Raw genomic sequence first — 13,598 nt, forward strand, 5'->3', positions numbered from 1 at the left:
ATAGAACGTCTTTTTTATTCCGCAAAAGAACGTTAAACCATATTTTTAGACCCTAAATGCATATAAGGGCCGGGCAAATTTGCATAACCTCGCGCAGCCCTTGCACTACGAGGCTTTGACGGAGGTACGACCCGGATCCCTATCCCGGCTATCAGGAGCCAAAACGTTGACAGTTGATTCTTCAGGATAAAAAACTCGTTCAGCACAGCGGGTTTCCCGGCGCTCGTCAGGCGGCCGAAACTTTTCTCCGACCGGCCCTGTCACCTTTCCAGGACCAACAGGAGTCAGACCATGGCAAGGGCAATCTGGAAGGGCGCAATCAGCTTCGGGCTGGTGCATATACCGGTCGCGTTGGTTTCGGCGACAACGTCGACCAGCGTCGACTTCGACTGGCTCGACAAACGCAGCATGGACCCGGTCGGCTACAAGCGAATCAACAAGGTCACCGGCAAGGAAGTCACCAGCGAAAACATCGTCAAGGGCGTGGCATACGAGAAGGATCGCTATGTGGTACTCAGTGAGGAGGAAATTCGTTCCGCGCACCCCAAATCGACGCAGACCATCGACATATTCGCCTTCGTCGACAGCCAGCAGATCCCTTTGCAGAACATCGACACGCCTTATTTCCTGACGCCCGACAAGCGCGGCGAGAAAGTCTATGCGTTATTGCGCGAAACCCTGGTCGATACTAAAAAGGTCGCGCTGGCTAACGTCGTGCTGCATACCCGCGAACACCTGGCGGCGGTCATGCCGCTGGAGTCGGCGCTGGTGATGGTGATCCTGCGCTGGCCTGCCGACGTGCGTGAACTGGACACACTGGAACTGAGCGACGCGGTGACCGACGCCAAGTTGAACAAGAGCGAACGTGACATGGCCAAGCGTCTGGTCAAGGACATGAGCGCTGACTGGCAGCCTGAGCAGTATCGCGACACCTTTCAGGACAAGATCATGCACCTGGTCAAGACCAAGGCAGACGAAGGCGAGATCGAGGATGTCGAGACCGATCCGGCCGAGGAAGAACGCAAGAGTGCCGATGTCATCGACCTCACCGACCTGCTGCGACGCAGTCTGGCGGGCAAGGGCGGGGCCGGTAAAGCCAAGACGAGCAAGCCTGCGGCGAAGGAAAAACCGGCCGACAAGGACGGTGCCAGGCCCAAGCGGCCGGCCGCACGCAAGAAAACCAGCAAAGCCTCTTGAGCCCTACGGAGTGACCGGTGATGGCCAAGCCCGCCAGTGAATACACCCGCAAGCGCAATTTCGCCATCACCTCCGAGCCTGCGGAGAGCAAGCGTAAGGGCAAAGGCAAGTCGCAGCCTGGCGCGCTCGGTTTCGTGATCCAGAAGCATGACGCACGGAACCTGCACTACGACTTTCGACTGGAGCTGGAGGGCACGCTCAAGAGCTGGGCCGTGCCCAAAGGTCCGAGCCTGGACCCCACGCAAAAGCGTCTGGCAGTGCATGTCGAAGACCATCCGCTGGACTACGCCGGCTTCGAGGGCAGTATCCCGCAGGGGCAGTACGGTGGCGGCGATGTGATTGTCTGGGACCGGGGTGTCTGGCAGCCGCACGGTGATCCGCAAAAGACCTACGAGGAAGGCAAACTCAAGTTCACCCTGGTCGGCGAGAAACTCAGCGGTGACTGGGCGCTGGTGCGTACCCGGCTCAAGGGCAGCGGCAGCAAGGAACAGTGGCTGCTGATCAAGGAAAAGGATGACGTCGCGCGACCTGCTGCCGAGTACGACATCACCCATGAGCAGCCGCAAAGCGTGATCAGTGGAGCTCATGTCGGCAAGCAACGCGGCACCTCGAAAAAGTCCGGGGCCAGCGCCGCCAAAGCCAAGGCCGCGGCACCCGCCGCAGCAAAAGCGTCAATGCCCGCTGCAAAGCCGGCGCGCAGGAAGGCGAAATCGGCTTTCCTGAACACGCTTGTGCCGCAACTGGCGACGCTGGTGGAGGCGCCGCCAGCCGGTGACTGGCTGTACGAAATCAAATTCGATGGCTACCGCATGCTGACTCGTATTCAGGGCGACGATGTGCGGCTGTTCACCCGCAACGGGCATGACTGGACCGAGCGGCTGCCGGAGCTGGTCAAGGCGCTCAAGGGCATGAAACTGCGTGACAGTTGGTTCGACGGCGAAGTGGTGGTTCTCGATGAGCAAGGGCTGCCCGACTTCCAGGGCTTGCAGAATGCCTTCGACGCGGGGAACAGCAAGGACATTCTGTATTACCTGTTCGACATGCCGTTTCTGAGCGCGGAGGACCTGCGTGAAGTGCCGCTTGAGCAGCGTCGGGATGCCTTGAAACAAGTTCTCGACGCACAGAAAAGTCGCCTGTTGCGTTACTCGGATGCCTTTCAGGCAGGCCATCAGGACATTGTCGCGAGTGCTGCGGCAATGGGCCTGGAAGGGGTGATCGGCAAGCGTGCCGGCAGTGCCTACGTCAGCAAGCGCAATGCCGACTGGATCAAACTCAAATGTCGCTTGCGACAGGAATTCGTGGTCGTCGGCTACACGGCGCCGCAGGGCAGCCGATCGGCGTTCGGGGCCTTGTTGCTTGCGGTCAATGCCGGTGAGGACGGGTTGATCTACGCCGGGCGGGTCGGCACCGGATTCACTGAAGTGAGCCTTGAGCAACTGCATAAACAGCTGAAGAAGTTGCAGCGCAAGGATTCACCGTTGGCCAATAAGCTCTCCGCGTCCCAGGCGCGTGGCGTGCAGTGGGTGGCGCCGCAACTGGTCTGCGAAGCCGAGTTCGCCCAGTGGACCCGCGAAGGCATCGTGCGCCAGGCTGCCTTTGTCGGGCTGCGCAGCGACAAGCCCGCCAAGGACGTGGTGCGTGAAGACGCTCAGCCTGCCAAAGTGGCCAGCCAGCCCCCAACCACAACGGCAGCGCCCAAGGCACGCAAAAAGGCCGCGCAGGGAAAGGTTGATGTAGCGGGCACCGGCATCAGTCATCCGGACCGCGTCATCGACAGCAAGTCCGGCACCAGCAAGATCGAACTGGCGCAGTTTTACCAGTCCATCGCCGACTGGATTCTGCCCTACCTGAACAAGCGTCCCGTGGCTCTGCTGCGCTGTCCGGAGGGCATAGACGGTGAGCAGTTTTTCCAGAAGCATGCCGAACATCTGGCGATCCCGCACATCAGGCAACTGGATCGTGCCCTGGACCCCGGGCATGCCGCGCTGATGGAAATAGATTCGGTGCCGGCACTGGTCGGTGCTGCGCAAATGGGCGCCATCGAGCTGCATACCTGGGGCGCGACGCGTGACAGAATCGAAACGCCGGACCATTTCGTGCTGGACCTTGATCCCGATCCGGCACTGCCCTGGCGCAGCATGATCGAGGCCACGCAAATGGTGCTCGCCGTGCTGGAAGAACTGGGGCTGGAGGCTTTCCTCAAGACCAGCGGTGGCAAGGGCATGCACATCATTGTGCCGTTGGCGCGCCAGGCAGACTGGGACACGGTAAAGGCGTTCGCCAAGGCCATCGCCGAGTTTGCCAGCCGTCAGCTGCCGGAACGCTTCACCGCCACCATGGGGCCGAAAAACCGCGTCGGAAAAATCTTCATCGATTACCTGCGCAACAGCCGCGGCGGCAGCACCGTAACCGCCTACTCAGTACGCGCCCGGCCCGGGTTGCCGGTCTCGGTGCCGATCGCGCTGGATGAGCTGGCGGGTCTGAAGTCTTCGGCACAGTGGGACATCACCAACCTTGAGCAGCGTTTGAAGCGGCTCAAGGACGACCCGTGGGCCGGTTACAGCAACCGGCGCAAAATCACGCAGAAGATGTGGAAGCAACTGGGTGCGAAACGGCCTTGAGGCAAGGCCACTGTCCGGGTTTTGCAAGGGGATACGTGGGCCGGCACGCCTGATCATAGCTCGCATGCCGGCCGCACGTTGAGTGCTCAGAGAATCCGGTACAGCAGTCGCTCGACCCGCACGCGGCTGACACGCTTGAGAAACTTGCGCACGCCTTCGGGGTAGTTGGCCAGTGTGTCGAGCTCGTCATACTGGTTGACGCGCTGCGTGTTGCGCATCAAATGCGCGATTTCCGCTTCCCGTGGCTCGCTCCACTGGCCCTTCGGATCGTCGATCAGCAAGGCGTTTTCCAGGTCCAGATTGAAGGCGCGAGGGTTCAGGTTGTTGCCGGTCAGCAGGGTGTAGCGCTGGTCGACCCAGATGCCCTTGAGGTGGAAGGTGTTATCGCCGTGTTTCCACAGGTGCACATTGAGGCGATGCTGGGCGATTGCCTTCTGATGCTTGTGGGCAAAGCGCCGCAGGCTGATCTCATAGAGATAGGGCAGGGCCGAGATCACCTTGAACGGCTCATCCGGATCGATGAAGAAGTCGTTGGCGGTCTTGTCGCCAATGATGATGTCGACCTGCACGCCGCGCTTGAGCGCCCGATTGATTTCGCGAGTGACGGCCACCGGCAGGTTGAAGTATGGCGTGCAGATGGTCAGCTGAATCTTGCTCGACGCGATCAGATCGCAGATGGCGCGGTTGAGATTGTTGCGCGGGCCGACGCCAAGCAGCGGAACCACGCGCATGTCGCCGTTTTCCTTTTCGCCCGCCGAGGTGTCGTAGGCGGCGCGTTTCAGGTCGCCACGAAACGCGCGGATCTCGCTGCGCAAACTGCGTGAGCTGGGCGGCGATTGCAGATCGAGGCGGTGCACGGCCGGCGAGGAGAGTATTTCCCGCTGCACCAGATTCTGGAAAGCGTCGGCCAGTGCTGCGTTTTCGATCAGGTGATAACGGTCCAGACGGTATTTATCGAGTTTGTGCAGGTAGACGTTGTTGATGCTGGCGCCGCTGTAGATCACGCAGTCGTCGACCACACTGCCCTTGAGGTGCAACACCCCGAACAGTTCGCGGGTCTGCACCGGCACGCCGTAGATCGGCACTTCTTGATCGTATTCGAGGTTCTGCGCCTGGTACCAGGTCGAGTTGCCGGGCTGGCGTCCGGCACCGATCAGGCCGCGTTGCGCGCGGAACCAGTCGACCAGCACCACCACATCCAGCTCCGGCCTCGCGGATTTGGCAGCGTACAGCGCGTCGAGAATCTCCTGGCCGGCTTCATCCTGTTGCAGGTACAGCGCGATGATGTAGATGCGCCGGGTGGCCGAAGCGATCTTTTCCAGCAGGCAGCGTCGATAGTCGGCGGCAGAAGGAACAATGGAGATTGCATCGCTCTGCAGGGCAAAACCGCGAAGTGCTGCCAGGGTCGAGCGTCGGAAAGTGGACTGCATAGGCCTCTCGATGGGAAAACCAATAGCCTGTGAGCTTACACGACAGTCGCCCTCCTGTGGCTGTCGCCAACCTGTTTCAAGGCATTGCGGAACGCCACGGGTCGCCATTCGCGCTGATTTTTAACGCCGGGCGCGGGAACGACCCGCGTGGCGTTGCTCGCCTCTCACTTTTCATGCGTAAACAAATGATAATCATTACCAGTAACATCTGATATCATTTCGCATCCACCCGATCGGTGATGTCCAGGACGGTTACTTCCGATCTCGTTCAACTTGTCTGCAGGACCTATTGATGAACTCCCCATCGTTCCCGATGCGCCTCACGTTGCTCGCGTTTTGCTGTTCCATTGGATCTCCGGCCTGGGCCGCTGCAGAGGCTGCCGGTCGGCAGGACGGCCCTGTGGTGTTGGGCGAGACCGACATCAGTGCCGACAAGGCCGATCCTCACGCGCTACCGCCGGTTTATGCTGGCGGGCAGGTGGCGCGCGGCGGGCAACTGGGTGTTCTGGGTAATGCCGACATCATGGACGTGCCGTTCACCATGAGCAGTTACACCGAACAGTTGATCGAGGACCAACAGGCCGAAACCGTCGGCGACGTATTGCTCAATGATGCATCGGTGCGTCAGTCGAGTGGCTATGCCAACGCCTCGAGCATCTTCGTCATTCGCGGCCTCAAGCTGACCACCGACGATATTTCCTACAACGGTCTCTACGGCGTACTGCCGCGCCAGATCATATCGACCGATGCGCTGGAACGCGTTGAAGTGTTCAAGGGTCCCAACGCCTTCATCAACGGCGTGACCCCGACCGGCTCCGGGATTGGCGGCGGCGTGAACCTGCAGCCCAAGCGCGCGCAGGATACGCCGACGCGTCGTTTCACCACCGACATCAGCAGCGACGGTCGGGTCGGCGAGCATCTCGACCTGGGGCAGCGCTTTGGCGAAGGCAATCGCTTTGGCGCGCGTCTCAACCTGTCGCAGCGCGAAGGCGAGACCGGCGTCGAGGATGAAGAGCATCGCAGCAAGCTGTTCGCGCTGGGGCTTGATTACCGAGGTGACAACTTCCGTCTGTCCGGCGATTTTGCCTACCAGAAGCAGCGCATCAACCAGAGCCGCAATACGGTGTTTGTCGACAGCGCCCTGACCAGCGTGCCGCATGCTCCGGACTCGGATACCAATTACGCGCCGAACTGGACCTGGACCGAAACCGAAGACACCTTCGGCATGAGCCGCGCCGAGTACGACCTCAACGAAGACTGGACGCTGTATGCCGCAGTGGGCGCGAAGCACACTCGCGAGGTCGGCGTATATGGCTCGCCAACCGTCCACGATGCCGCAGGCAATACCACGGCCGCACCGTCCTTTATCCCGCATGATGAAGACAACAAGACGGCCATGGCCGGCATCAACGGCAAGCTGCAGACCGGCGCGGTCAGTCACAAGCTCAACTTCGGGCTGTCGGGCATCTGGACCGAACAGCGCAGTGCGTATCTGTTCGGCGGCACCTCCAGCAACAACCTTTACGAGCCTGTCTCCCAAGAGCGCCCGGCACTCGACAGTTTCACCGCAGGCGATCTGAACGATCCCGGCATTGTCGGCAAGAGCCGTATGCGCAGTGCGGCGTTCTCCGACACGCTGGGCTTTTTCGATGATCGCCTGTTGCTGACCGCAGGCCTGCGTCGCCAGCAACTGCGTGTTCAGGGGTATGAATACGGCAGCGGCCCGCGCAATGCGCTGTACGACGAAGCGATCACCACGCCGGTCTACGGGGTGGTATTCAAGCCCTGGCACTATGTGTCGTTCTACGCCAACCGCATCGAGGGCCTTGCCCAGGGGCCGACGGCTCCCGACACGGTGACCATCAACCCCGGTGAGGTCTTTGCGCCGGCGCGCTCCAAGCAGGTCGAGGCAGGCGTCAAGCTGGACATGGGCACGTTCGGCGCGAGCCTGGGCGTGTACCGCATCGAGCAACCGTCTGACGGCTACCAGGTTCTGGAAGGCACCGGGTCGCGTTATGTCCGTGATGGTCAGCAGCGCAACCGCGGCGTGGAGATGAACGTCTTTGGCCAGCCAGTCAGCGGCCTGCGTCTACTGGCCGGCCTGACCCTGATGGACACCGAGGTGAGCGGTACGGCCGGCGGCAGCAACGACGGCAATCGGGCCATTGGTGTGCCGACCTTCCAGTTCAACGCCGGTGCCGATTGGGATATTCCCGGCATCGAAGGCGCGGCCATCAATGCGCGCATGCTGCGCACCGGTGGGCAATATGTCGATGCTGCCAACAACCTGAGCATCCCGACCTGGAACCGCTTCGACCTGGGCGCACGCTATACCTTCAACGTCGCACAGAAGGACGTGACCCTGCGTGCCAACGTCGAGAACCTGATGAACAAGGATTATTGGGCATCAGCCAATGGCGGTTACCTGACTCAGGGCGAGCCGCGTACCCTCAAGCTGTCGGGCACTGTCGACTTCTGATTGACTGGCCGCATCGCAGGATGCGGCCAGCCGCTGAATCAGTAACCGTTGCGCTTCAGAATCGTTTCAATGCTTTCTTTCGCTGGCCGCCCGTAGAACTTCAACAGTTCGGCGGTGCGGTTGGTGAAGAAGCCGTCCGCGCCATCATGGCTGATGCGCTTGAAGTCCTCTGCGTCGTCCACCGTGTACGGATGGATCACCATGCCTTTCTCGTGGGTCAGGTTGTTCATCCAGGGTTTGACCAGGTCCATGTAGCTCTGGTCGCCACCCTTGGCCAGTTGCGACGAAGGGCCGGTGCCGATGGCGCCGTGGGCCTTGGCCCAGTCAATCCACTGCTCGAACTCCTGCGGTGATTTGACTTCCTGGGTCGCGTAATAGCTGGCCTTGTCCTTGGCCCCCGAGTCCTTGAACGCGACGCTGGATTTGGGCTCTATCGAGCCTTCGCCAATCCACAGCAGCATGACCTTGGGCACTTTCGGCATTTCTTTCTGCAGCAGTTCCAGGCTTTGCTTCTCGAACGTCTGCAGGACCACGCGTCCTGGCATGTGCGCGACGTTGACATGGCCGGCCGCTGCCGCAGGCCGCTGTTCGAGCCAGCCGCGTTTGGCCAGCAGTTTTTTCAGGTCGGCTTCGACACCTGGAAACTTGTTCGGCACCTTGGTCTCGATGTACAGCCCCGGCTTGTTGGCGCCGCCCTCGGCGATGTCGATGACCTCATCCAGCGTCAGGATCTGCAAGCCGTTGTAACTGTCGCGAGCCCTGTCCGGGTAAGCCTTGTTGAACCACGAACCGGCGTCCAGTTGCTTGAGCTCCGCCAGAGTGAACGTGCTGACCGGGTCTTTCACCCGTGTCGGGAACACTTGAGCAATGTTGGTGGTGCGTTCCAGCACGTCATCGTGCAGCGCTATCAGCACGCCGTCCTTGGTTCGCTGGATGTCCATTTCCAGGTAGTCCGCGCCCAGGTCCCGCGCCAGGGTGTAGGCCGGGGTGGTTTCTTCCGGTGCGTCGAACGAAGCACCGCGATGGGCGATCACGGCCGGCCAGGGCAGGCCGTATTTCTCGCTCAGCACCTTGCCTGGGGCGTCCGCCGCCGCTGCCATGCCTGACGACAGCATCAGGCCCGACATCACAGCCGCAGCCAATAGGGTCTTTTTCAACAGGGTGGTGGGAAATCCTTGCATGGGCGGGTGTTTCCTTGTTTTTTGAGAAAGCCTGTTTTATGAACAGCGTGCGCGCCAGCCCGAGCCGCTGGTTGCGTCACTGCACGCAACGATAGCGCACCTGGGTGATTGCCGGGTCAGCTTGCTCATGAGTCTGTCCGGCAAATGCGTCCACTTTATGAACGCCCGGCGTATTCGGGAAGGCTTTTTTCAGTTCCGGCGTCAGCGACGCTGCACAAGCGCGTCGAGTCGCGTTAAGGTCAGCGTTTTGCTGATCGAACGGGAGCGCGCATGACAACGGTATTGGTGCTGGTGGAAAACCTGGACACGTATTTGCCGATTCTTGAAAGCAGCAGTTTTCAGTTGATTCGCGCCCCGACGGCCGAACTGCGCGCCGCGGCGATTGCCACGCACGGGCAGCGCATCAGCGCGGTGGTGACACGCGGGCCGCTGGGATTTTTCGCTGAGGAAATGGATGCACTGCCGCAGCTGCGCATCATTTGCGTAAGCGGCGCCGGTTACGAGAAGGTCGATCTGCCTGCCGCGCAGGCGCGGGGCATCGTCGTCACCAATGGTGCAGGGGTCAACGCCGCCACGGTGGCCGATCATACGCTGGCGTTGCTGCTGTCTTTGGTGCGCGACATTCCGCAGGCCGATGCCTCGGTGCGCCGCAGCGAATGGCGCAAGGTGGTACGCCCGTCACTGGCAGGCAAGCGTCTGGGGATCGTCGGTCTGGGAGCGGTAGGGCTGGCGATTGCCAGGCGTGCAGCCGCTTTCGATATCGTCATCGGTTACCACAACCGCAAGCCGCGCAGCGACTGCGATTACACCTGGCATGCGACGGCGCAGGCACTGGCGGCCGCGTCGGATTTTCTGGTCATCGCCACGCCCGGTGGCAGCGGCACGCAGCACCTGATCGACGCCCGGGTGCTTGAAGCACTGGGCCCTGAGGGGTTTCTGGTCAACATTGCCCGCGCCAGCGTGGTGGATACCCAGGCGTTGGTCAGTGCACTGCAGCATGAGCAGATTGCCGGTGCTGCGCTGGACGTGTTCGACGATGAACCGACTGTGCCGGATGTGCTCAAGACGCTGGACAATGTGGTGCTGACACCGCACGTGGCAGGTCTGTCTCCCGAGGCTTCGAGAGACAGTGTGCAGAGGGTCAACGATAACCTGCTGGCGTTTTTCGCCGGGCAACCGGTGCTGACGCCTGTGACTGAATGAGCAACCGTGCACAGTTGCACGCGAGGCGTTGCTGTAACGCCCATTCTGCTGGTTTTGCTGCCTGTTTATAGTCCGCCCGGGCTGTACGACATCAAACAGGGAGCAGGGCATGGGCAAAGCAGATAACACACGCAACGGGATACGGATTGGTCTGGTCGGGGACTTCAGTGCGGATGTCCCCGCGCATCAGGCCATTCCATTGGCCTTGCACAGGGCGGCGGCGGAGGTGCAGGTAGCGGTTGATATCGAATGGCTGCCGACCCCGCAGATCGGCAGCGGTGCGCACCTCGCGGAGTTCGACGGCCTGTGGTGCGTCCCGGCCAGCCCTTATCGGGACATGCAGGGCGCGCTGACCGCCATCCGTTTCGCTCGCGAGCATCGGGTGCCGTTTTTGGGGACGTGCGGCGGCTTTCAGCACGCGTTGCTCGAGTACGCCCGCAACCAGCTGGAATGGGCAGACGCCGAGCATGGCGAAACTGCGCCGGACGCGGCAAACGTGATTATCGAGCCACTCAGTTGCTCGCTGGTTGAATCGGTGGCAGCGATCCAGTTGCACCCCGACACGCTGATTGCCCACGCCTATGGCAGGCTCGACATCGACGAGCGCTACCACTGCCGCTACGGCCTGCGCCGCGAGCTGGAGTCGGCGCTGTTCGGCGAGCACCTGAAGGTCAGTGGGCGCGGTCCCGAGGGCGAAGTGCGCTGTATGGAGTTGCAGGGGCACCCGTTCTACGTCGCCACACTGTTCCAGCCGGAGCGTGCTGCTTTGCAGGGCCAGACGCCGCCTGTGGTGGCCGCGTTCGTCCGCGCCTGCATGAGCAACCCGGCATGATGGCCGCCCGGTTTGCCACGCCTTACTTCGCCGTGGTGTTTACCTCGCTGCGTACGCCTGACGATGATCAGGCGTATGCAGAGGCGGCGCAGCGCATGGTCAGCCTGGCCCGACAACAGCCCGACTTTCTGGGTGTGGAGTCGGCGCGCGGTGACGACGGCCTGGGCATCACCGTGTCCTACTGGAGCGATGAGGCCGCGATTCTCGCCTGGAAACAGCAGGCCGATCATGCCCAGGTCCGCGAGCAGGGACGTTCACGCTGGTATCAGGCGTTTACCACGCGAATCTGCCGGGTCGAGCGTGACTACGCGTTCGACGCATAGGCATTCAGGGCATTACCGGTGGCACATAGGCCAGCGTGGTGCCCAGTGCCCAGAGCAGAAACAGCACCAGCGGCGTGTGGACCAGCAGCTGCACGAACGAGAAGCCGATCAGGTCACGCGCCTTCAGGCCCAGCACACCCAGCAGCGGCAGCATGTAGAACGGGTTTATCAGGTTGGGCAAGGCTTCGGCTGCATTGTAGATCTGTACTGCCCAGCCGAGGTGGTACTGCAGGTCGTTGGCGACCTGCATCACGTAGGGCGCTTCGATAATCCACTTGCCGCCGCCTGACGGAATGAAAAAGCCCAATATGGCTGAATAGACCCCCATCAGAATCGCGTAAGTATCGTGGGAAGCAATGCTGGTGAAGAACGTCGAGATGTAATGCGCCAGGGTTTGCGCATCGCCGCCCTTGACCGTGGTCAGTAGCGCGGCGATCGAACCGTACAGAGGGAATTGAATCAGCACGCCGGTGGTGGTGGGCACCGCCCGCGCGACGGCGTCGAGAAAACTGCGCGGCCGCCAGTGCAGCAGGGCACCGAGCATGATGAACAGGAAGTTGTAGGTATTGAGCCCGGAAATCGCTGTGATCACCGGTTTGCTCGAAAACTCGTTGAACAGCCAGCCAACCCCCAGCAGCACCATGAGGATGATCAGCAGCGGGCTGTATTCCAGCCATTCCCCGGGCCGTGTGCGGGGCGGCAGCGGCGGCAGGTTGAAGGCCGGGTCGACACCGCAGGCCTTGGCGTCGCGGGCGCTGTTCGGGCCGGGCGCGGTGGCGTAGGCAACGATCAGTGAGATGACCACCAGCGCGGCGAGCATGACCCCGGATTGCCAGAGAAAGATGGTTTCGGTGAACGGGATCACCCCGGTAATCGCCAGGATCGACGGCGGCAGACTGGCCGGGTTGGCCTGCAATTGCGCGGCCGAAGACGACAGCCCCAGCGCCCAGACCGCGCCCAGGCCCAGATAGGCCGCGGCGCCAGCTGCACGGTAATCCATGCGCAGGTCAGTGCGGCGGGCGAGGGCGCGCACCAGTAGGCCGCCGAACACCAGCGACAGGCCCCAGTTGAGCAGCGAAGCGAGCATGGAAATCAGCGCCACCCAGGCCACCGCCGAACGGCCGTTGCGCGGTACCCGGGCCAGGCGGTCGATCAGGCGTACCGCAGGCGGTGAGCTGGCGACTACGTAACCGCCGATGACCACGAAGGCCATTTGCATGGTGAACGGAATCAGGCTCCAGAACCCGTCACCGAACGCCTTGGCGGCCTCGACCGGACGTGCGCCGATGGCCAGCGTCGCCAGCGTGACGATGACCACCGCCAGTGCGGCAAATACCCATGAATCGGGAAACCAGCGTTCAGCCCACGCAGCACAGCGCAAGGCAAATCGGGCGGAGCGGCTTTCTTCTATGTTGGCGGCCATCAGGGGCACCTCTTTTTGTAATTATTATCGGGGAGTGACTTCAACAGCCGACTATTGCAGACGCAGAGCATTCAGAACGGCGTTCCCACTCTGGTGAACTGACCCCAAAAGTTGGGCGGTTGACTCTCGTTCCCATGCTCCGCGTGGGAATGCAGTTCGTGACGCTCCGCGTCACACCGTTACGCAGGCCACACGGGCGTGTGGCAACGAGAGACGCATCAAGGATGTCCGCACTCAGAAACTCATCTCGATCACGTCATCCGGCACGATCAGCTTGCCTGCGGTTTTGGCCACGATTTCTTCCACGCTGACCCCCGGCGCGCGTTCGCGGAGGATGAACGCGCCGTTTTCGATTTCCAGGTAGGCCAGATCAGTCAGCACCTTGCGGATGCAGCCTGCGCCGGTCAGTGGCAGGCTACAACGGGTGAGCAGCTTGGATTCGCCGTCCTTCGACGCATGGGTCATGGTGACGATGATGTTGTCAGCGCCCGCCACCAGGTCCATCGCGCCACCCATGCCCTTGATCAGCTTGCCGGGGATCATCCACGAAGCGATGTTGCCCTCGATATCCACCTCGAAGGCGCCGAGCACTGTCAGGTCGACATGGCCGCCGCGGATCATGGCAAAGGATTCGGCCGACGAGAAAATGGAGGCGCCAATGCGCGCGGTGACCGTCTGCTTGCCGGCATTGATCATGTCCGCGTCGATGGTGTCTTCGGTCGGGAAGGCGCCCATGCCCAGCAGGCCGTTTTCCGACTGGAGCATGACGTCGATGTCATCGGGTACATAGTTGGCCACCAGGGTCGGAATGCCGATGCCAAGGTTCACGTAATAACCGTCCTTGAGTTCACGGGCGACGCGTTGAGCCATTTGTTCGCGGGAAAGTGCCATCGTCTGAAGCCTCTTTAT

10 protein-coding genes are annotated in these 13,598 nt (G+C 61.5%); 6 read left to right on the plus strand and 4 right to left on the minus strand.

Features of this window, described 5'->3' with window-relative positions; genetic code table 11:
- Positions 1-291: 291 nt before the first annotated feature.
- Positions 292-1,197, plus strand: coding sequence for a non-homologous end joining protein Ku (ku, locus tag QRN50_RS16875; protein WP_011268304.1), 906 nt, complete (start codon positions 292-294; stop codon positions 1,195-1,197).
- 20 nt (positions 1,198-1,217) lie between these two features.
- Positions 1,218-3,818 carry a DNA ligase D gene (gene ligD / locus QRN50_RS16880; protein ID WP_096126618.1) on the plus strand — a complete coding sequence of 867 codons (2,601 nt, stop codon included), beginning with the start codon at positions 1,218-1,220 and terminating at the stop codon, positions 3,816-3,818.
- Positions 3,819-3,904: 86 nt separating this feature from the next.
- Here the strand turns inward: ligD and pssA are convergent, their stop codons facing one another.
- Positions 3,905-5,248: a CDP-diacylglycerol--serine O-phosphatidyltransferase gene (gene pssA / locus QRN50_RS16885; RefSeq protein WP_096126619.1), complete on the minus strand. Its 1,344-nt coding sequence runs from the start codon at positions 5,246-5,248 to the stop codon at positions 3,905-3,907.
- Between the two features lie 292 nt (positions 5,249-5,540).
- On the opposite strand from pssA, the gene QRN50_RS16890 reads away from it, so the two are divergent.
- The gene (locus QRN50_RS16890; protein ID WP_096126620.1) at positions 5,541-7,727 is read left to right on the plus strand and encodes a TonB-dependent receptor; all 2,187 of its coding nucleotides are present in this window, start codon (positions 5,541-5,543) and stop codon (positions 7,725-7,727) included.
- 38 nt (positions 7,728-7,765) lie between these two features.
- Here QRN50_RS16890 and QRN50_RS16895 read toward each other — a convergent pair whose 3' ends face one another.
- A complete protein-coding gene (locus tag QRN50_RS16895; RefSeq protein ID WP_003407635.1) occupies positions 7,766-8,908 on the minus strand; it encodes a glycerophosphodiester phosphodiesterase in 1,143 nt (380 codons plus the stop codon).
- Positions 8,909-9,178: 270 nt separating this feature from the next.
- Between QRN50_RS16895 and QRN50_RS16900 the strand changes: the two genes are divergently transcribed.
- From QRN50_RS16900 to QRN50_RS16910, 3 genes are all read left to right on the plus strand, one after another.
- Complete coding sequence (locus tag QRN50_RS16900; protein ID WP_096126621.1) at positions 9,179-10,111, plus strand: 2-hydroxyacid dehydrogenase; 933 nt, start codon at positions 9,179-9,181, stop codon at positions 10,109-10,111.
- A 109-nt stretch (positions 10,112-10,220) separates the two neighbouring features.
- On the plus strand, positions 10,221-10,943 hold the full coding sequence (locus tag QRN50_RS16905; protein ID WP_096126622.1) for a CTP synthase C-terminal region-related (seleno)protein: 723 nt from the start codon (positions 10,221-10,223) through the stop codon (positions 10,941-10,943).
- Positions 10,940-11,266: an antibiotic biosynthesis monooxygenase family protein gene (locus tag QRN50_RS16910; protein ID WP_096126623.1), complete on the plus strand. Its 327-nt coding sequence runs from the start codon at positions 10,940-10,942 to the stop codon at positions 11,264-11,266. Before QRN50_RS16905 ends, QRN50_RS16910 begins: the two co-directional genes overlap by 4 nt.
- Positions 11,267-11,270: 4 nt before the next feature.
- On the opposite strand, the gene QRN50_RS16915 is transcribed toward QRN50_RS16910, so the two are convergent.
- Together QRN50_RS16915 and QRN50_RS16920 are read right to left on the minus strand one after the other, a co-directional pair.
- Entirely contained in the window at positions 11,271-12,689 is a 1,419-nt protein-coding gene (locus QRN50_RS16915) for a short-chain fatty acid transporter (RefSeq protein ID WP_003407630.1), read from the minus strand.
- Positions 12,690-12,923: 234 nt separating this feature from the next.
- The gene (locus QRN50_RS16920) at positions 12,924-13,580 is read right to left on the minus strand and encodes a CoA transferase subunit B (RefSeq protein WP_003315741.1); all 657 of its coding nucleotides are present in this window, start codon (positions 13,578-13,580) and stop codon (positions 12,924-12,926) included.
- Positions 13,581-13,598 lie beyond the last annotated feature (18 nt).

This window comes from Pseudomonas sp. MEJ108 (assembly GCF_030208985.1).
GTDB lineage: Bacteria > Pseudomonadota > Gammaproteobacteria > Pseudomonadales > Pseudomonadaceae > Aquipseudomonas > Aquipseudomonas fragariae.

Excerpts from the sequence above, each read along its gene's own strand:
- ku (WP_011268304.1), top strand. The coding sequence starts at position 292 with ATGGCAAGGGCAATCTGGAAGGGCGCAATCAGCTTCGGGCTGGTGCAT.
- ligD (WP_096126618.1), top strand. The coding sequence starts at position 1,218 with ATGGCCAAGCCCGCCAGTGAATACACCCGCAAGCGCAATTTCGCCATC.
- pssA (WP_096126619.1), bottom strand. The coding sequence starts at position 5,248 with ATGCAGTCCACTTTCCGACGCTCGACCCTGGCAGCACTTCGCGGTTTT.
- QRN50_RS16890 (WP_096126620.1), top strand. The coding sequence starts at position 5,541 with ATGAACTCCCCATCGTTCCCGATGCGCCTCACGTTGCTCGCGTTTTGC.
- QRN50_RS16895 (WP_003407635.1), bottom strand. The coding sequence starts at position 8,908 with ATGCAAGGATTTCCCACCACCCTGTTGAAAAAGACCCTATTGGCTGCG.
- QRN50_RS16900 (WP_096126621.1), top strand. The coding sequence starts at position 9,179 with ATGACAACGGTATTGGTGCTGGTGGAAAACCTGGACACGTATTTGCCG.
- QRN50_RS16905 (WP_096126622.1), top strand. The coding sequence starts at position 10,221 with ATGGGCAAAGCAGATAACACACGCAACGGGATACGGATTGGTCTGGTC.
- QRN50_RS16910 (WP_096126623.1), top strand. The coding sequence starts at position 10,940 with ATGATGGCCGCCCGGTTTGCCACGCCTTACTTCGCCGTGGTGTTTACC.
- QRN50_RS16915 (WP_003407630.1), bottom strand. The coding sequence starts at position 12,689 with ATGGCCGCCAACATAGAAGAAAGCCGCTCCGCCCGATTTGCCTTGCGC.
- QRN50_RS16920 (WP_003315741.1), bottom strand. The coding sequence starts at position 13,580 with ATGGCACTTTCCCGCGAACAAATGGCTCAACGCGTCGCCCGTGAACTC.